A 17,835-nucleotide genomic window follows, 5' to 3' on the forward strand; every position below is an offset into this window, starting at 1 on the left:
CGTCACGACACGCGGCGCGCGACGCGCCGCGGAGGCACCCGCGGGGGCTCGGAGATCATCCTTGCTGCCGCAGCCTGGCACGGCGGGGGCCGTTTGGCAAGGTTCTGCAGGAAGCTGTCACCGGCGCCCGTCACGGCAGGTCGCGCCACCTGCGCACCCCTCACGCGGACGGCGCCCCTACGTCATGGATGACGTACGGCACGACGCGCGGGGCCTTCAACGCCGCCGTCCACGGGTCAGCGTTCGGCGAAGCCCTCGTAGCCGCCACGTGGCGTACCCCACATCTCCGTCACGCCGTCCACCCGCCCGGGAGTGCCCCCCTCGCGCAGCGAGGTCAGCAGGCGCTCGCAGGCGTCGTGCGGGCCCTCGGCGACGACCTGGACGCGGCCGTCGTCGAGATTGGACGCGAAGCCGGTCAGGCCGCCGATCTCCAGCGCGCGGGCGCGCGTCCACCAGCGGAAGCCGACGCCCTGCACCCGCCCGCGCACCCAGGCGGTCAGCCGTACGGGCCCGCCGGAGGCGTCCGGATCATCCTGGTGACCTGTGCGGGCAGAGCCGTTCATGAGATCACCGTATCCCGTCAATTGCGCACGCCTCACTTCCGTCACGGCGCCGGTTCGGTACAGTCGCGCCGCAACTGCGTTCACCCGTTCGGGTGATTGCGGGACGCCGACACCCGGAAGTGAGGGCCGTGCGCATGGGCCGCCACCGACTCGATCCGCCCGCTCCGTCCGCCCCGGCCGCCGCCCCGAACGGCCACGGCGGTCACCGGCGTCGGCAACACCCGGCGCGCACCGGGCTGTTGGGCGCCTCCGCGGCCGTGGCGGTGGGTGCCGTGGCGGTGGCCACCGGACTGCTGCCGACCCCTTCGGGCCTGCCGGGCGGCGGTCGTGTCCTCGGCGGCGGTGACGACACGTCGGGCGGGCTCACCCAGGCGGACGGCACGCCCACGTCGCTGCTGGGCGGCCCGGACGGCGGTGGTTCCACGACGGGCGGCGGCTCGACCGCGCCCGGCGGCCATGCCCTCAGCGGCTCCCGGGGCGGCAGCGCGGCGCCCGCGCCCGTGGTCTCGCCGACCGCGACCCCGGGCGGCACGGCGACCCGGCCGGGCCCGACGGTCACCGTGCCGCCGTCCGGATCCGGCGGCGCGAGCGGTGCCACGACCCCCTCGGGCAGCGCGTCGGGGCCGGTCACCCCGGTGGCGACGGCGACGCCCAGCGCGCAGAGTGCCTCCGCTGTGGCGGCGGGCGAGGTGCTGGCCCTGGTCAACCAGGCGCGGGCCACGGCCGGGTGCAAGCCGCTGACCGCCGACCCGAAGCTGACCGCGCTGGCGCAGGGCTTCAGCACCGAGATGGGCACCCGGGGGTTCTTCGACCACACCGACCCGGACGGCAAGTCCCCGTGGGACCGGGCGAAGGCGCTGGGGATCGGCAACCTCGCGGGCGAGAACATAGCCCGCGGCCAGGCCGACGCCCAGGCGGTGATGACCGCCTGGATGCACAGCCCCGGCCACCGGGCCAACATCCTCAGCTGCGACTACCACTCCATCGGGATCGGCGTGTACTACGGCCCCGACGGCCCGTGGTGGACGCAGGACTTCGGCTTCTGAGTCCGCTTCACCGGGATCCTCGTCCGCTCCGGGGCGATCTCCGCTCGGCGGCGGTCGCTGTCGCTACCGCTGGGGCGTGGGCCGGGACACCACCGCGAGCCAGTCGGTCAGCAGCTTGTTGATCTCCTCCGGGCGCTCCTGCTGGAGCCAGTGGCCGCAGCCGTCCAGGAGGTGGGAGGAGACCAGGGCGGGGAGGGTGGCCGGGTAGGCGTCGACGGCGTCGGCCATCCACGTGGTGGAGGCGTCCAGGGTGCCGCCGATGAACAGCGACGGCTGGGTGAGCGGGGCGCCGTCGAGGTCGGCGAGGTCCTCCCAGTCGCGGTCCATGTTCCGATAGCGGTTGAGCGCCCCGGTCAGGCCGGTGCGCTCGAACTCCCCGGCGTAGGTGTCGAGATCGGCTTCGGTGAGCCATGACGGGCGCCGGTCCCGGGGGAACCGGTCGCGCAGGGTGCCGCCGCGGCTGACGAAGTGCGGGTCGGGCTCGTCCCGCGCCGGCATGGTGTCGCCGGACAGGGCCGCGTAGAAGCCGGCGAGCCAGCCCCGGACGTCCGGCTCGATCTCGGCCTCGGCCCGGCCCGGCTCCTGGAAGTAGGAGACGTAGAACTCCTGGTCCCCGCCCGTCCGCGCGAAGACATCGCTCGGGCGGGGGCCGCCGGGCGGGGCGTAGGGCACGCTCAGCAGGCCCACCGCGGAGAAGACCTCGGGGTGGAGCAGGGCGGAGACGGCCGCGATGTTCGCACCCCAGTCGTGCCCGACGATCACCGCCGTCTCCTCGCCCAACGCGCGCACCACGGCGACGTTGTCCTGCGCGAGGGCCCGCATCCGGTACGCCTCGATCGCGGACGGCTTGGAGGAGCGGCCGTAGCCGCGCACGTCGAGCGCCACCGCGCGGTACCCCGCCGCGGCGAGGGCCGGGAGTTGCCTGCGCCACGAGTACCACGTCTCGGGGAAGCCGTGGACGAGCAGGACCAGCGGCCCGGTGCCCTGCTCGACCAGGTGCAGCCGCCCGGCGGGCGCGTCGACGGTGCGGTGGCGCGCGGCGTCGACGCGGTGGCGCGGGTCTGCGGACGGGGCGGGCTGGGGCATGGCATCTCCTCGGGTTCCCGGGTGGCCGCGAAACACCTTGATCATGCGGTGTGGCGGCCCCGGAAGGCGATCAAGGTTGCCGTTTCGGCAACCGCCACCCCGAAGCCGCCGTCACGCCTCCGACCCCGACCCGCCGTCAGGCCGCCGCGGCAGGCGCGTAGCGCTTGGCGGTCCCCGCGACGCGGCGCCCGAGGTGCTCGGCGGTGGCGACGTCCGCCTTGTGCACGCCCTCCGGGCCCTCGTCGCTGTTGGTCTGGGCGCCCGCGCCGAGGAAGAAGCCCAGGCGGTTGAGGTCGTTCTCGGAGGCGGTGGAGGCGTTCCAGCCGGGGAGCAGCCCCAGGTTCACCCAGTGCATGCCGTGCTGCGCGGCGAGCACGGTGAAGTACTGGAGGGTGTGCAGCTTGTCGCCGCTCTTGGAGCCGGAGTTGGTGAAGCCCGCCGCCAGCTTGTCCTGCCAGGCCCGCCCGTACCAGCGCTTGGAGGTGGCCTCGGCGAAGACGTGGAAGGCGCCGGAGGCGGTGCCCATGTAGGTCGGCGAGCCGAAGACGATGGCGTCGGCCGCGTCCAGCAGCGCCCAGCCCTCGTCGGTGATGCCGTCGACGTCGACGAGGTGGACGGCGGCGCCCTCGGCAGCGGCGCCGTCGCGGACCGCCTCGGCGAGGACGGCGGTGTGGCCGAAGCCGGAGTGGTAGGCGATGGCGACAACGGGGGCGGCGGGCGTGGCGGCAGGGGTGGTCACGGGTTCTCCTCGGAAGGCCGGGTGGCGGGGGGGTGCTCGCGGCGCGCTGCCTGGCGGCGCCGCTCCCACATCAGAGCACTTTCAAAAAGAAAGCGCAACCCAACAGTTAGCACTGCGTCGGAGTACGCTGACCCCATGGACGCCACCGCCCCCGCCACCCCGCACGCCTCCGACCAGGGCACCTCCGCCCAAGCCTCCTCCGCCGAGGACACCTGCTCGCCGTACGACGTCTTCGCCCGCGACTGTCCCTCCCGCGGGACGCTGGAACACGTCACCGGGCGCTGGGGAAGCCTCACCCTGAGCGCGATCAGCGACAGCACGGTGCGCTTCAACGAGTTGCGGCGCCGGGTCGACGGCGTGAGCGAGAAGATGCTGTCCCAGACGCTGCACGCGCTGGAGCGCGACGGTCTGGTCAACCGCAGGTCGCAGGAGACGAATCCGCCCCGCGTCGACTACTGCCTGACCCCGCTGGGGCATGACGTGGCGAGGCGGCTGCGGGAGCTGTTCGACCTGGTGGAGGGGCGGATGCCCGAGGTGCTGGCGGCGCGCGAGGCCTATGACGCGCGCGGCGGGCGCTGACAGCGCGGGCAGAAGTAGCTGGAGCGGTTCATCCACGGCCGGCGGCGGATCGGGGTGCCGCAGCGGCGGCAGGGCTCGTCCTCGCGCCCGTAGGCGTCCAGCGAGCGGTCGAAGTAGCCGGACTCGCCGTTGACGTTGACGTAGAGGCTGTCGAAGCTGGTGCCGCCCACGTCGAGGGCGGCCATCATCACGTCCCGGATGTGGCCGACGAGTTCGGCGGTACGCGGCCGGGTCAGCGTGGCGGTGGGACGGTCGTAGTGCAGCCGGGCGCGCCAGAGGGCCTCGTCGGCGTAGATGTTGCCGACGCCGCTGATCAGCGACTGGTCGAGCAGGGCGCGCTTGACGGTGGTGCGGCGGCGGCGCAACGCGTCGTAGAAGGCGTCCTCGTCGAACGCGGCCTCCATCGGGTCCGCCGCGATGTGGGCGAGCGGCAGCGGCAGGCCGAGGGCGGCGTCCGGGCCGTCCGGGACGCGGGGGTGCACCGACAGGCCGCCGAAGGTCCGCTGGTCGACGAAGCGCAGTTCGGTGGCGACGTCGTCGGCGAAGCGCAGCCGGACGCGCAGGTGCTTCTCGTCGGGCGCGGTCGGCGGCTGGACGAGGAGCTGGCCGCTCATGCCGAGGTGGCCCAGCAGCGAGCCGCCGTCGTCCAGCGGCAGCCACAGGTACTTGCCGCGGCGGTGCGCGTCGCCGATCACCGCACCGCGCAGCCGGGCGGCGAAGTCCTCCGCGCCCTCGGTGTGCCGACGCACCGCGCGGACGTGCCGGACCTCGACGTCGGCGACCGTGCGGCCGCTGACCCAGCGGGCCAGACCGCGGCGGACCACCTCGACCTCGGGCAGCTCCGGCATGACCTTCCTCCGGCGGTGATCCGGCTCGGGCCCGCCCCCAGCGGGTGGGGGCGGGCCCGGTGCCGTACGGATGCGGACGGGAGCCGGTACGGAAGCGGGCTTGCGTACCGGTGCTCACAGGACGCGGCGGACGCGGACGTGCGCGGGCCGTTACGGCGCCGCGGACTCCGCGGTGCCGGCCTGGGCGGCCTCGGCCTCCTGCTCGGCCGTCTCCTCCTGCTGCTTGGCCGTCTCTGCCTGCTTGGCCGTCTCCTCCTGCTTGGCGCGGATCTCCCGCCAGGCGGACTCGGCGGCCTGCTGCTCGGCTTCCTTCTTGCTGCGGCCGGTGCCGGTGCCGTACGTGACACCACCGACGCGGGCGGCAGCCGTGAAGGTCTTCTCGTGGTCCGGTCCCGCCTCGGTGACCAGGTACTCGGGCACGCCGAGCCCTTCGGTCGCGGTGAGTTCCTGGAGGCTGGTCTTCCAGTCCAGGCCCGCTCCGAGGTTGGAGGACTTCTCGATCAGGGGGTCGAACAGCCGGTGCACCAGCTCGGAGGCGGCGTCCAGGCCCTGGTCGAGGTAGACCGCGCCGATGACCGCTTCGAGGGTGTCGGCGAGGATCGACGCCTTGTTACGGCCGCCGGTACCCTCCTCGCCCCGGCCCAGGCGGACGAAGCTGCCCAGTTCGAGACCGCGGGCGACCTCGGCGAGGGCACGCGAGTTGACCACCGCGGCCCGCAACTTGGCCAGCTGGCCTTCGGGCAGGTCGGGGTGGGCGCGGTAGAGCGTGTCGGTGACCACCAGACCGAGCACGGAGTCCCCGAGGAACTCCAGCCGTTCGTTGGTGGGCAGCCCGCCGTTCTCGTACGCGAACGAGCGGTGCGTCAGCGCACGCACCAGAAGGGCGGGTTCGAGTGTGTACCCGAGCCGCCCTTCCAGGAGCGTGTGGGACGAGGCTGCCTTACCGGCGTCTGCCGACGACTTGGCGTCTGACATGGAGCCTGTCACCCGCCGATCAGACCTCAAGCACCTGACGCTTGTTGTAGGTGCCGCAGCTCGGGCACGCGATGTGCTGGAGCTTCGGCTCGTGGCAGCGCTCGCACGCCACCAGGCTCACGGGCGCAGCCTTCCACTGCGAACGGCGGTGGCGCGTGTTGCTGCGCGACATCTTCCGCTTCGGAACAGCCACGGCTACTTCTCCTGTGGGTCATCCCCGCTCGCGCGGGGTGCGTTGTCCTTCTCGCCGTCCTGGAGGGTGTCGGCGAGTCCCTGCAATGCCGCCCAACGGATGTCGGCGGCGTCGTGGTGGTGGTCGGGGTCGTCCGCGAGCCGCGCTCCGCACTCGGAGCACAGACCCGGGCAGTCCTCCCGGCACACCGGCTGCAACGGCAGTGCGAGCACCACCGCGTCACGCAGCACGGGTTCGAGGGCGAACAGGTCGTCCTCGAGGAAGAGCGTCTCCTCCTCGTCGTCGCCGTCGGCCTCGGCGGACTCGCCGCCGAACCGCTCACCGGCGTCGGGGTAGGAGTACAGCTCCTGGAAGTCGGTGTCGAGCTCGCGCTCGATCGGCTCCAGACACCTTACGCACTCGCCCGTGACCGGCGCATGGACGGTGCCGGTGACGAGCACACCCTCCATGACGGACTCCAGCCGCAGGTCGAGCTCGACCGGCGCCCCCTGCGGGACTCCGATCACCCCGGCGAGACCGAGGTCGGCCGGTGCGGGTGCCGTGCGGGAGACCTTCTTCATCGCGCCAGGACGACGACCCAGCTCACGCGTGTCGAACACGAGCGGGTCGCGGTGGTCGAGGCGGGCGTTGATGGCTTCCTGCTTTCCTTGGTGCTTTGCCGTACGACGTGTGCGTGCCGTCCGGCGCGGGCCCGGGTTAAAGCGGGCAGCCGAAAACCGGCACGTGTTCACAGGCCGGAGGTGTCAGGATACTGGACGCGCGCCGCTGGCCCAACTCGTCCCCCGACCTCGCCCGGCTCCGGGCCGGTCAGCGGCCCTGTTCCAGCTCCCGCAGCCGGTCCAGGTCGATCATTCCGGTGTCGAAGAAGCTCGTCTCGTCCAGCCCGGCCGGCTGCGGCGCCTGGTGGCCCTGGTGCGCTTGGTGGTCGTGGGGCTGGTGGTCGTGGGGCTGGTGCGCCTGCTGCTCGTACGGGGACTGCTGGTGCGGTACGTGCGGCTGGTCGTAGCCCTGCGGCTGCTCCTGCCAGCCGTACGCGGCCGGGTCGGCGTACTCGGTGCCGTACTCGGGCTGCTGCTGGGGCTGCTGCGGGTAGCCGTAGCCGTCGTAGCCGGGCTGCTGCTGGGTCCAGCCGTCCTGCTGGTAGCCGTACTCCGCGCCGGGCTGGGCGGCGGCCGCCGCCGGGTACGCCGCGGCCGGGTCGTACGGCTGCTGCTGGGGCTGCTCCGGGTAGCCGTAACCGGTACCGGGGTCGGCCTGCGGGACCTGGACGGCCTGGGCGGCTTGGGCGGCTTGGTCTTCGCTGACGAACGGGACTCCGGCGAGCCCGGCGAGGTACTCCGCGTCGCTCTGGTGGGCCGCGCCGCCCTCGGCCGCGTCCTGGGCGGCCAGGTGCGCGCCCAGGTCGTCGATCGCGCGGTGGCCGGTGAGCTTCTGGCGGCCCCGGCCGACCGCCTCCAGCGTCTTGGCGAGCACCGCCTCGAAGGCGCCGAGCTTGGCGTCCACGTAGGCGTCGGCGCGGCGGCGCAGCTCCTCGGGGTCGGCGCTGCGCTCGGGGGCCTCGTCGTCCACGTCGTCCTGCGGGGCGCCCGGGTCGCGGCCGAGCAGCTTCTCGCGGCCGCGGTCGACCGAGCCGAGGGTCTTGGTGAGGACCACCTCGAAGTTGGCGAGCTTGCTGTCGACGTACTCGTCGGACTCCGCGCGGATCTCCTCGGCCTCGCGGCGGGCCTCGGCGAGGATGCGGTCGGCCTCCTCCTGGGACTGCCGGGCGACCTCGGTGTCGGAGACCAGCGAACCGCGGTGCTGGTGGGCGGACTCGATGATCCGCTCGGCCTCGGCGCGCGCCTCGGCCACCATCTGGTCGCGGTCGCCCAGCAGCGCCTGGGCCTGGGAGAGCGAGTCGGGCAGCGCATCGCGGAGCTCGGAGAGCCGGGCCACCAGTTCGGCGCGGTTGACCACGCAGGAGGCGGACATCGGCATGGAGCGCGCGCCTTCGACGGCCGCGACGATCTCGTCGAGCTTCTTCTGCACGTCCATGGTGCTGTCAGTCTCTCCTCGGCCGGACCCCGCGGACCGGCGGTCGCCGTACGGGTCAAGCAGATGCTACGACCACCCGGCGCACCCGGCACAGTGACTGACGCGACGTCAGCCCCGCGGAAGCCGGGTGCCGGGCGGCGGTGGGCGTGGTCAGTCCCGGGCCAGCTTGGCGCGCAGCGCCGTCAGCACCGGCTCGGGCACCAGGTGGGAGACGTCGCCGCCCCACTGGGCGACCTCCTTGACCAGGCTGGAGGAGAGGAAGGAGTAGGTGGGGTTGGTCGGTACGAAGAGCGTCTCGACGCCGGACAGCCCGTTGTTCATCTGGGCCATCTGGAGCTCGTAGTCGAAATCGCTGACCGCCCGCAGGCCCTTGACGATGGCGGGGATGTCGCGCTGCTTGCAGAAGTCGACCAGCAGTCCGTGGAAGGACTCCACCACCACGTTGCCGAACCCCGCGGTGACCTCCTCGATCAGCGCGATCCGCTCGTCGACGGCGAACAGGCCCTGCTTCGACTTGTTGATCATCACGGCGACGTAGACCTGGTCGTACAGGCGGGACGCGCGGGCGATGATGTCGAGGTGTCCGTTGGTGATGGGGTCGAAGGACCCCGGACAGACGGCGCGGCGCAACAGTGGTTCCTCGCTCTCCGGTGCGTTCATGACGCGGGCGTGCCGGCGCCGCCGGCGTGATCACCGGCGGCGGCGCGACCGTACCAAAGCGTGCCTTCTCCGTAGCGGCGGGCCCGCAGCCCCTCGAACCCCCCGGGCCAGCGGAACTCACCGCCCCGGGTGCTCCTCTCCACGGTGGCGACGGCGTCCGGCGCGAGCCAGCCCCCGGCGGTGAGTGTGAGCAGGATCTCGCGCAGTTCGTCGTCGGTGACGGCGTACGGGGGGTCGAGGAAGACCAGGTCGTACGGTTCGCCCGGCGGCGGTCCCGCGACCAGCTTCTCGGCCCTGCCGGGGCGCACCTCGGCGCCGGGCAGCCCGAGGGCGCGCACGTTGTCGCGGATCACCCGGGCGGCGCGGGCGTCCGCCTCGGCGAGCAGCACGTGGGCCGCGCCCCGGGAGAGCGCTTCGAGGCCGACCGCGCCGGAGCCGCCGTACAGGTCGAGCACGCGGGCGCCGTCCAGCGTGCCGCGCAGCGACTCCCAGCTGGAGAAGAGCCCTTCACGCGCCCGGTCCGAGGTGGGCCGGGTGCCGAGCCCCGGCGGCACGGCGAGCCGCCGTCCTCCGGCCGCTCCGGCGATCACGCGGGTCACGTCGTCGTCACGTCCTCAAGGGTCGGGTGGGCGGTGGAACGGCGCCGGTCGGGCGCCGTTCCACCAGTACATCACCCGGCCGCGAACGGCTCGACCCGCGCGGGCGCGCGGCCGCCGTGCCCCGCGGGCGCGAAGCCGTCACGTCTCGCGGGCGCGAAGCCGTTGTGCCAGTTGTCGTCGTCGCCGCTGTGTGCGTGGGCCATGGTCATTCGGCGTTCCCCTCCCCCACCGCGCCGACGGCACCGACGACGGCGGCCGACGCGTAACGGGACCAGGACAGGCAGCCGTCCGGCGGGCAGTGCTCCGGGCGGCGCGGGTCGTGCCCCAGCTCGCGCAGCTTGGTGCGCAGGGAGTCCGGGGTACGGCCGAAGCGGGCGGCGACGCGGGCGATGGTCTCGCCGTCGTGGAACCTGCGGACGAGTTCCTCCTCGTGCTGGGGTATCCAGGGCGCGCCGTGGCCGGGGAACAGCTCCCGCAGCACGTCCCGGTCGGGAATCGGCTCGGCGACGTCGGCCACCAGGGCCAGCGCCCGCAGGGCGCGGTTGAGGGCGATGCGCAGCGATGCCACGTCCCGCAGGGGCAGTCGCAGTTCACCGGACGCGAGCGGGGTGTCCGGGTCGGCCTCGCTCCAGCCGGCCAGTCCCAGGGTCACCGTGGTGTCGTCGTCACTGGCGAGTTCGATCCGGAAGACCCGCTCGCCCAGTGGCAGTTCGTTGAGATGACGGAACGCCATGATTTCAGCCCCCAATGGTCCAACTCGGCCCATCCTTCGACGGATCGGCCGAACTGCTTTCATTCTCCCAGGGGGGTCTGACAATGACGGGCCGTCAGGAACCGTGCCGCGGGCGGGGCTTCATGCCGCTCAGGCCACCGTCGGCCCGCCTCCGGGCAGCGGCCCTCAGCCCTTTTCGAGGTAGCCCTCGCGTGAGGCGTCGAGCAGCGCGTCCAGCGCGGTGAGCAGGTCCGGGTGGGCCGCCAGCTCGGGGTCCTCGGCGACCAGCGCGGCGGCCTCCTCGCGGGCCGCCTCGATGACCTCGACGTCGTCGATGACGGCGAGCATCCGCAGGCTGGAGCGGGTGCCGGACTGGGCCTGGCCCAGCACGTCGCCCTCCCGGCGCTGCTCCAGGTCGACGCGGGACAGCTCGAAGCCGTCGAGGGTCGCCGCGACCGCGTTCAGCCGGGGGCGGGCGGGGCTCGCCTCGGGGGCCTCGGTGACCAGCAGGCACAGCCCCGGCGCGGAGCCCCGGCCGACGCGGCCGCGCAGCTGGTGCAGTTGCGAGACGCCGAACCGGTCGGCGTCCATGATCACCATCACGGTGGCGTTGGGCACGTTCACCCCGACCTCGATGACCGTGGTCGCCACCAGCACGTCCACCTCGCCCGCGGAGAAGCGGCGCATCACGTCGTCCTTGGCGTCCGGCGCCATGCGGCCGTGCAGCGCCTCGACCCGCAGGCCCTTCAGCGGCCCCTCGGCCAGCTGCTCGGCGACCTCCAGCACGGCGAGCGCGGGACGGCGTTCGGCGTCGTCCGGGGCGTCCGGGCCGTCCGCGTCGGCCTTCTTCCGCGCGCCCTTCGCCCCCTTGGCGCCCTCCGCCTCCTCCTCGTCGCCGATGCGCGGGCAGACCACGTACGCCTGGTGGCCGCCCTCGGCCTCCTCGCGCACCCGTTCCCAGGCGCGGCTGAGGAAGTGTGGTTTGTCCTTGGCGGGCACCACGTGGCTGGCGATCGGCGAGCGTCCCGCGGGCAGCTGGTCGAGCACCGAGGTCTCCAGGTCGCCGAAGACGGTCATGGCGACGGTGCGCGGAATGGGGGTGGCGGTCATCACCAGCAGGTGCGGCGGCTGCTTGCCCTTGCCGCGCAGCGCGTCGCGCTGTTCGACGCCGAAGCGGTGCTGCTCGTCCACGACGACCAGGCCGAGGTCGTGGAAGGCGACCTTGTCTTCGATCAGCGCGTGGGTGCCGATGACGATCCCCGCCTCGCCGGTGACCAGGTCCAGCAGCGCGGCGCGGCGGGCGGCGGCGCCCATCGAGCCGGTGAGCAGCACGACCTTCGTGCCCAGGTCGGACCCACCGAGCATGCCCGCCCGTCGCCCACCACCGCCCTTGTCGGACTGCGCTTCGCGCAGACCCCATCGATCCGCCAGCTCACCCATCATCTCGGTGATCGACCGGTGGTGCTGCTGGGCCAGCACCTCGGTGGGCGCCAGCAACGCGGCCTGTCCCCCGCTGTCGACGACGGCGAGCATCGCCCGCAGCGCCACCAGCGTCTTGCCGGAGCCCACCTCGCCCTGGAGCAGCCGGTGCATGGGGTGCTCGGTGGCGAGGTCGGCGAAGATCTCGCCGCTGACCGTGCGCTGACCGTCGGTCAGGGTGAACGGCAGCTCGGCGTCGAACGCGGCCAGCAGCCCGTCCGCGCGCGGCACCCGGGCGACCGCCGGCAGGCTCGCGTCGGCGGCCCGGCGGCGGGCCAGCGCGACCTGGAGGACGAACGCCTCGTCCCACTTCAGGCGGTCGCGGGCGGCGGCGATGTCCGCCTTGGTGGCGGGCCGGTGCACCTTCTCGATCGCCTCGGGCAGCGCGGCGAGGGCGCGCCGCTCGCGCAGCCGCTCCGGCAGCGGGTCGGCGACGTCCGTCCAGTCGATGGAGTCCAGCACGGTCTGCGCGCACTGGGCGATCTGCCAGGAGGCGATCTGCTTGCACGCCGGGTACAGCGGCAGCAGCTTCCCGGCGAACGCGTCCACCGCGTCCCTGGCGTCCTGCCCGCTCTCGTCGTCCAGCAACTGGTAGTCGGGGTGGGCGAGTTGGCGGGCGCGGTTGAAGACGGTGACCTTGCCGGCGAACATCCCGCGGCTGCCCGGGACCAGCTTGGTGTGGTGGAAGTGGGCCGCCTTGTTGAAGAACACCAGGGTCAGCGTGCCGCTGCCGTCGGTGACCTGGACCTCAAGACGCACCCCGCGCCCGTGGTTGTAGGTCTTCTTCTCCGCCTTGGCCACCCGCGCGACGACGGTGACGTGCTCGTCCAGCGGCAGGTCGGCCAGCCGGGTCAGCTCGCCGCGTTCGGCGTAGCGGCGCGGGTAGTGGTGCAGGAGGTCACCGACGGTGTGCAGGTCGAGGTGGTCGGCCAGGACCTTCGCGGTGCGGTCGCCGACCACCTTGCGCAGGGGCTCTCGCAGGGCGGACACGCTGTCCATCTTGGCGCACGCCTCGGACAACGGGCCGCTGACCGGCCGTCCCGCCCTCTCCGGTGAGCTGCCCCACCCCCTCTGGTGGGCCGTCCCGCCCCCCTCGGTGAGCCGTCCCGCCCCCCCTCGGTGAGCCGTCCCGCTCCCCCCGGTGAGCCGCCCTACTCCACGCCGATGACCAGCGGACGGCCGCGCCCGCCGCCCGCGTAGACGACGGTGTCCACCGCGAGGTGGCTCTCGCGGACGTGGGCCTGGAGGCGGTCCGCCAGGTCCGGCGGGGCGCCCTCGCCCAGCACCAGGGTGACCAGTTCGCCGCCCGCCGCGAGCATCCGGTCCAGCACGATCGTGCCGGTCTCCACCAGGTTGCCGCCGATCACCGCCACGTCGCCGTCGATCAGGCCCAGCACGTCGCCGGCCTGGCAGACGCCCGCCATCGTCCACGACTCGTGCGCGGCGACCGCCAGTTCCGCGTACCTCGTCGCGCCCGCGGCGGCCGTCATCGCGACCACGTCCTCGTCGAAGCGGCGGCTGGGCTGGTGGACCGCGAGCGCCGCCATGCCCTGGACCACCGAACGCGTCGGGACGAGGGCGACCCGCAGTCCCTCGGCGCGGGCCCGCTGGGCGGCGGCGCCCACGATGTCGCGCAGCGCGTCGTCGTTGGGCAGCAGCACCACCTCGTCGGCGCCGCCGCGCCGGACCGCCTCCGCGATGTCCCCGCTGGCCAACGGCTCGTCCGGCCGTACGGCGACGACGGTCGCGCCCGCCTGGAGGCAGAGCCCGGCCAGTCCCTCGCCCTCGACGACGGCCACCACGGCGCGGCCGGCCGGCTCCGGGCCCGGTTCCGCCGCCGCGTTCTCCCGCAGCCGCTGGACGTCCCCGAAGTGGGTGACCCGGATGCGGTGCGGACGGCCCGCCTCGACGCCCGCCTCGACGGCGGCCCCCGCGTCGTCGGTGTGGACGTGGACGTTCCACAGCCCGCCGCCGCCGACCACGACGAGGGAGTCGCCGATCCGGTCCAGCCGGGCGCGCAACGCGGTCACCGCGTCGTCGGCGGCCTCCAGCAGGTAGATCACCTCGAAGGCGGGCCCGCCCGGCACCACGTGCGGGTCGCCGATGCCGCGCGTTCCGCAGCCGTACGGGACCGGGGGCACCGTGCGCTGCGCGGTGCGGCCCCCGTCCTGCTCGGCGGCGTCGCCGCGCAGCGTGCGCTCCAGCGCCTCCAGCACGGTGACCAGCCCGCGCCCCCCGGCGTCCACCACCCCGGCCCGGCCCAGCACGCCCAGCTGGGCCGGGGTGAGGGCGAGGGCGTCGCGGGCGCCCGCGTGGGCGGCGGCGGCGACCGGGGCGAGGGCGTCGCCGTCGCGTTCCCGGGCGGCGCGGGCGGCGGCGGAGGCCACGGTGAGCATCGTGCCCTCGACGGGGTGGGCGACGGCCTGGTAGGCGGAGGCCGCGGCGAGGCCGAGCGCGGTGCGCAGGCCCTCGGCGTCGGCGCGTTCCGCCAGGGCCTCGCTCATCCCGCGCAGCAGCTGGGCCAGGATCGTCCCGGAGTTGCCTCGGGCGCCGATCAGCGCGCCGTGCGCCATCGCCCGCACCGCCTCGGTCGCCTCCGGCAGCCCGCCGGAGGCGGCGTGGCCGTCGAGCACGGCGTCCACCGACTGCGCGGCGGACTCCATGGTCAGGTAGAGGTTGGTGCCGGTGTCGCCGTCCGCGACCGGGTAGACGTTGATCGCGTCGATCTCCTCGCGGGCCCGGCCCAGCGCCCGCAGCGCCGTGCGGCACCAGTCGCGGACCGCGGCGGCGTCGAGCGTGTGCGGCACCGGGTTCCTCCTGCGGCTCGCTGACCGTGGACCTGTAGGCCTGTGGGCCCGTGGACCTGTGGACGGAAGATCTCGCCGTGACCTTAGTGCGGCGGGCCCGGGGGCCGGCAGCCCGGGGCGGGCGGAGCCGTGACCATGGTAGTTTCGTTGTACGGGAGCAGGCGTTGTATGCTGCTCCGGTTGCCCGGCACCAGTCGGGCCATTCCCCTCGGCCCGGCCCTCGGCCCGGCTTGGGATCTCACCGTACGTGCATCTGAAGTCTTTGGAGATACCCGTGGCTGCCAACTGCGACGTCTGCGGCAAGGGGCCGGGCTTCGGCAACAACATCTCGCACTCGCACCGCCGTACCCGCCGTCGTTGGAACCCCAACATCCAGACGGTGCGTGCTGTGGTCGGTCGGACGCCGAAGCGCCTCAATGTCTGCACCTCGTGCATCAAGGCCGGCAAGGTCGCGCGCTAGTCGACGCGTTGACGTCCGACACGTCGTCGTAGCGCAGCCTGCGGCTGTTCGAAAGGCCGGTCCGCCCTCTGGGGTGGACCGGCCTTTCGTCGTGCCCGCGGGGGCCGGAAGGCTCCGGTCAGCGGTTCCGCCAGCCGTGGTCGACCGGGCCGATGCCCCCGCCCAGCGCGAACCCGCCCGCGATGGCGCCGGTGACGTACGCCTTGGCGCGGCCGACCGCCTCCGGGACGGCGCGACCCCTGGCGAGTTCCGCGGCGACGGCGCTCGCCAGCGTGCAGCCGGTGCCGTGGGTGTGCCGGTTGTCGTGGCGGACGGCCCGGAACCAGTGCTCCTCGGTGCCGTCGCAGAGCAGGTCGGCCGCGCTGCCCGTACCGGGCAGGTGGCCGCCCTTGACCAGCACCCAGCGCGGCCCGTACGCCAGCACCGCCTCGGCCGCCGCGCGCATCCCGGACTCGCCGGTCACCCGCACCCCGGTCAGCTGCTCGACCTCGTCGAGGTTGGGGGTGGCCACGGTGGCGGTGGGCAGCAGCAGGGTCCGCACCGCGTCCAGCGCCTCGGCCGCGAGCAGCGTGTCACCGTGCTTGGAGACGCCGACCGGGTCGACGACCACGGGGACGCCGAGGTCGTCGAGGAGTCCGGCGACGGTGCGCACCAGGTCCGGCGAGGACAGCATGCCGGTCTTGACCGCGTCCAGGCCGATGTCGTCGGCGACGGCGCGGAACTGCGCGGTCACCGCCTCGGCGGGCAGCTCCCACACACCGCGTACGCCCAGTGAGTTCTGCGCGGTGACGGCGGTGATCACGCTCATGCCGTGCGCCCCGAGGGCCAGCAGGGTCTTCAGGTCGGCCTGGATGCCCGCGCCGCCACCGGAATCGGATCCGGCGACGGTCAGCACGCGCGGCGGAATGCTCATGCGGGCCAACCTAACCGGTGCCGGGTGACCGCCCGGTCGACGCCCGGTCGACGCCCGGTGAAGATCCGGCCGCGCCCGGCGGGAGGCCGCCGCGCCTCAGCCGTGCGTGAAGTACCTCAGCCGTACGTGGACTGCCTCAGCCCTGCGTGAAGTGTCTCAGCCGTGCGTGAAGTGGTCCCAGCCGCCCGCCTCGTCCCAGGGCGCGCCGTCCACCGTCACCAGGGGCGGGCCGGAGGTCGGCGAGACGGCGCCGATGACCCGCCAGCGGGCCGGGAGCTTGGTGTCGGGCGGGAACGTGGCCACGATCGCGTGGTCCTCTCCCCCGGTCAGCACCCAGTGCAGCGGGTCCACGCCGACCGCCTGGCCGATGTCGTGCATCTGGGCGGGCACGTCGACGTCGGCGGAGCGCAGGTCGATGTGGACACCGCTGGCCGCCGCGATGTGCCCGAGGTCGGCCACCAGGCCGTCGCTGACGTCGGTCATCGCCGTCGCCCCGAGGTCGGCCGCGGCGGGGCCCGCGTGGTACGGCGGTTCCGGCCTGCGGTGCGCCTCGACGAACGCGCGCGGGCTGCGGAATCCGCGGGACAGCACCGCGTACCCGGCGGCCGACCAGCCCAGCCAGCCGGTCACCGCGACGACGTCGCCGGGGCGGGCGCCGGAGCGGGTGACGGCCTCGCGTCCGCCCAGGTCGCCGAGCGCGGTGATGGCCACGGTGATCGCGTCGCCGCCCACCACGTCGCCGCCGACCACCGCGGCCCCGGCGACCTGGCACTCGTCGCGGATGCCGTCCATCAGCTCCACCGGCCAGGTCGCCGCGAGGCTCGCCGGGACGACCAGGCCGAGCAGCAGCGCGGTCGGCACCGCGCCCATCGCGGCGATGTCGGCGAGGTTCTGCGCCGCCGCCTTGCGCCCGACGTCGTACGCGGTGGACCAGTCGCGCCGGAAGTGGCGGCCCTCCAGCAGCACGTCGGTGCTGGCGACCACCCGGCGGTCGGGCGCGGCGACCACGGCCGCGTCGTCGCCGGGCCCCAGCCGGACCGCCTCGGTGGTGGTGAGCCGGGAGGTCAACTCCCTGATGAGACCGAACTCCCCCAGCTCGCCCACGGTGCCCCTCATCCGACCCGCTCCTCAGTCAACGCCGGCAACGCAGTCCCCTTCGCCCGGCGGCCCGCTGGGGCCGCACCACGTCCGTCACGATGGTCAAAGCTCGTCAATACGGCGCCCGCCGCGGGCACCCGGCACGCCGATCCGACCGCGCGGGTCTCCCCGCACCACGCCGCGACGCGGTACGGTTGCCGTCCCTTCCACATGATCCTCGTAGCCGCCCTGGAGGTTCCGTGGTACAGGCGTACATCCTGATCCAGACCGAGGTCGGCAAGGCCTCGTCGGTTGCGGAGGTGATCTCCAAGCTTCCCGGTGTCATCCAGGCGGAGGACGTGACGGGCCCGTACGACGTGATCGTGCGCGCCCAGGCCGACACGGTGGACGAACTCGGCCACATGGTGGTCGCCAAGGTCCAGCAGGTGGACGGGATCACCCGTACCCTGACCTGTCCGGTGGTCCATCTCTAGCTCCGCCTATGCTCGGCCGGTGAGTTCTTCCGCCCTCCGGCCGCTTCCGAGGTCCCGCTCCCTGCGTCTGCTGTCGGCCGCCGCCTGCCTTCTGGCGGCGGCCGCCTGTTCCTCCGGCGGCTCCCCGTACGCGGTCGCCGTGCCGAGCCCCTCCCCCGACGTGGCGACGCTCTGCCGTGCCCTGCACGCCGCCCTGCCCGCCAAGGTCGACGGCCAGTCCCGGCACACGACGCAGCCGGCCTCCGACCTCACCGCCGCCTGGGGCGACCCGGCGATCGCCCTGCGCTGCGGCGTCCCGCAGCCCACGGTCCTCACCCCCGGCACCCCGCACTACGACCCGACCGCGGACGCGGCGCAGATCGACGGCGTGGACTGGCTGCCGCAGAAGCAGTCGGACGGCAGTGTCCGCTGCACCACGACGCTGCGCAAGGCGTACGTCGAGGTGACCATCCCGGAGAAGTACGCGGGCCCCTACGGCGACATGAGCGCGCTCACCGACCTGGCGAACGCGATCAGCCGCACCGTTCCGACCGGGGTCTGACGCCGGGCCGCGAGAGCCCGGCGCCTCGGC

Annotated in this window: 21 protein-coding genes; 5 read left to right on the forward strand and 16 right to left on the reverse strand. The window is 73.8% G+C overall.

The window, feature by feature from the left end:
* Positions 1–236: 236 nt before the first annotated feature.
* A complete protein-coding gene (locus K7472_RS28710) occupies positions 237–563 on the reverse strand; it encodes an acylphosphatase (protein ID WP_222981567.1) in 327 nt (108 codons plus the stop codon).
* Positions 564–697: 134 nt separating this feature from the next.
* Between K7472_RS28710 and K7472_RS28715 the strand changes: the two genes are divergently transcribed.
* Positions 698–1,609, forward strand: coding sequence for a CAP domain-containing protein (locus K7472_RS28715; RefSeq protein ID WP_222981569.1), 912 nt, complete (start codon positions 698–700; stop codon positions 1,607–1,609).
* A 63-nt stretch (positions 1,610–1,672) separates the two neighbouring features.
* Here K7472_RS28715 and K7472_RS28720 read toward each other — a convergent pair whose 3' ends face one another.
* Both K7472_RS28720 and K7472_RS28725 read right to left on the reverse strand, forming a co-directional pair.
* On the reverse strand, positions 1,673–2,695 hold the full coding sequence (locus tag K7472_RS28720; protein WP_222981571.1) for an alpha/beta fold hydrolase: 1,023 nt from the start codon (positions 2,693–2,695) through the stop codon (positions 1,673–1,675).
* 136 nt (positions 2,696–2,831) lie between these two features.
* Positions 2,832–3,434 carry a flavodoxin family protein gene (locus K7472_RS28725; protein WP_222981573.1) on the reverse strand — a complete coding sequence of 201 codons (603 nt, stop codon included), beginning with the start codon at positions 3,432–3,434 and terminating at the stop codon, positions 2,832–2,834.
* Positions 3,435–3,569: 135 nt separating this feature from the next.
* Here K7472_RS28725 and K7472_RS28730 point away from each other — a divergent pair, with 135 nt between their 5' ends.
* Complete coding sequence (locus tag K7472_RS28730; protein ID WP_222981575.1) at positions 3,570–4,013, forward strand: winged helix-turn-helix transcriptional regulator; 444 nt, start codon at positions 3,570–3,572, stop codon at positions 4,011–4,013.
* On the opposite strand, the gene mutM is transcribed toward K7472_RS28730, so the two are convergent.
* From mutM to K7472_RS28785, 11 genes are all read right to left on the reverse strand, one after another.
* Positions 3,989–4,861, reverse strand: coding sequence for a bifunctional DNA-formamidopyrimidine glycosylase/DNA-(apurinic or apyrimidinic site) lyase (gene mutM / locus K7472_RS28735; protein ID WP_222981577.1), 873 nt, complete (start codon positions 4,859–4,861; stop codon positions 3,989–3,991). The genes K7472_RS28730 and mutM overlap by 25 nt on opposite strands.
* Positions 4,862–5,011: 150 nt before the next feature.
* On the reverse strand, positions 5,012–5,836 hold the full coding sequence (rnc, locus tag K7472_RS28740; protein WP_222981579.1) for a ribonuclease III: 825 nt from the start codon (positions 5,834–5,836) through the stop codon (positions 5,012–5,014).
* A 19-nt stretch (positions 5,837–5,855) separates the two neighbouring features.
* The gene (gene rpmF, locus K7472_RS28745; protein ID WP_109452482.1) at positions 5,856–6,029 is read right to left on the reverse strand and encodes a 50S ribosomal protein L32; all 174 of its coding nucleotides are present in this window, start codon (positions 6,027–6,029) and stop codon (positions 5,856–5,858) included.
* 2 nt (positions 6,030–6,031) lie between these two features.
* The gene (locus K7472_RS28750) at positions 6,032–6,628 is read right to left on the reverse strand and encodes a YceD family protein (protein WP_222981580.1); all 597 of its coding nucleotides are present in this window, start codon (positions 6,626–6,628) and stop codon (positions 6,032–6,034) included.
* A gap of 208 nt (positions 6,629–6,836) precedes the next feature.
* Positions 6,837–8,063 (reverse strand): F0F1 ATP synthase subunit B, encoded by a 1,227-nt coding sequence (locus K7472_RS28755; protein ID WP_222981582.1) that lies wholly within the window; start codon positions 8,061–8,063, stop codon positions 6,837–6,839.
* 150 nt (positions 8,064–8,213) lie between these two features.
* Positions 8,214–8,693: a pantetheine-phosphate adenylyltransferase gene (gene coaD, locus K7472_RS28760; protein WP_222981624.1), complete on the reverse strand. Its 480-nt coding sequence runs from the start codon at positions 8,691–8,693 to the stop codon at positions 8,214–8,216.
* 26 nt (positions 8,694–8,719) lie between these two features.
* Positions 8,720–9,322 (reverse strand): 16S rRNA (guanine(966)-N(2))-methyltransferase RsmD, encoded by a 603-nt coding sequence (rsmD, locus tag K7472_RS28765; protein ID WP_222981584.1) that lies wholly within the window; start codon positions 9,320–9,322, stop codon positions 8,720–8,722.
* A gap of 71 nt (positions 9,323–9,393) precedes the next feature.
* On the reverse strand, positions 9,394–9,531 hold the full coding sequence (locus K7472_RS28770; protein WP_222981586.1) for a hypothetical protein: 138 nt from the start codon (positions 9,529–9,531) through the stop codon (positions 9,394–9,396).
* Positions 9,528–10,055, reverse strand: a complete 528-nt coding sequence (locus K7472_RS28775; protein ID WP_222981588.1) for a hypothetical protein — start codon at positions 10,053–10,055, stop codon at positions 9,528–9,530. The genes K7472_RS28770 and K7472_RS28775 overlap by 4 nt, the downstream gene beginning before the upstream one ends.
* Before the next feature lie 165 nt (positions 10,056–10,220).
* Positions 10,221–12,512, reverse strand: a complete 2,292-nt coding sequence (gene recG, locus K7472_RS28780) for an ATP-dependent DNA helicase RecG (RefSeq protein ID WP_222981590.1) — start codon at positions 12,510–12,512, stop codon at positions 10,221–10,223.
* Positions 12,513–12,664: 152 nt separating this feature from the next.
* Positions 12,665–14,320 carry a DAK2 domain-containing protein gene (locus K7472_RS28785; RefSeq protein ID WP_222981592.1) on the reverse strand — a complete coding sequence of 552 codons (1,656 nt, stop codon included), beginning with the start codon at positions 14,318–14,320 and terminating at the stop codon, positions 12,665–12,667.
* 274 nt (positions 14,321–14,594) lie between these two features.
* On the opposite strand from K7472_RS28785, the gene rpmB reads away from it, so the two are divergent.
* A complete protein-coding gene (gene rpmB, locus K7472_RS28790) occupies positions 14,595–14,780 on the forward strand; it encodes a 50S ribosomal protein L28 (protein WP_014628431.1) in 186 nt (61 codons plus the stop codon).
* A 118-nt stretch (positions 14,781–14,898) separates the two neighbouring features.
* Here the strand turns inward: rpmB and thiD are convergent, their stop codons facing one another.
* Both thiD and K7472_RS28800 read right to left on the reverse strand, forming a co-directional pair.
* Positions 14,899–15,693: a bifunctional hydroxymethylpyrimidine kinase/phosphomethylpyrimidine kinase gene (gene thiD / locus K7472_RS28795; RefSeq protein WP_222981594.1), complete on the reverse strand. Its 795-nt coding sequence runs from the start codon at positions 15,691–15,693 to the stop codon at positions 14,899–14,901.
* 156 nt (positions 15,694–15,849) lie between these two features.
* Positions 15,850–16,809, reverse strand: coding sequence for a thiamine-phosphate kinase (locus K7472_RS28800; RefSeq protein WP_222981596.1), 960 nt, complete (start codon positions 16,807–16,809; stop codon positions 15,850–15,852).
* A 221-nt stretch (positions 16,810–17,030) separates the two neighbouring features.
* Here K7472_RS28800 and K7472_RS28805 point away from each other — a divergent pair, with 221 nt between their 5' ends.
* Together K7472_RS28805 and K7472_RS28810 are read left to right on the forward strand one after the other, a co-directional pair.
* A complete protein-coding gene (locus K7472_RS28805; protein ID WP_109452464.1) occupies positions 17,031–17,264 on the forward strand; it encodes an Lrp/AsnC family transcriptional regulator in 234 nt (77 codons plus the stop codon).
* Between the two features lie 19 nt (positions 17,265–17,283).
* Entirely contained in the window at positions 17,284–17,805 is a 522-nt protein-coding gene (locus tag K7472_RS28810) for a DUF3515 domain-containing protein (protein ID WP_308014132.1), read from the forward strand.
* Positions 17,806–17,835 lie beyond the last annotated feature (30 nt).

Source organism: Streptantibioticus parmotrematis (genome assembly GCF_019890615.1).
Lineage (GTDB): Bacteria > Actinomycetota > Actinomycetes > Streptomycetales > Streptomycetaceae > Streptantibioticus_D > Streptantibioticus_D parmotrematis.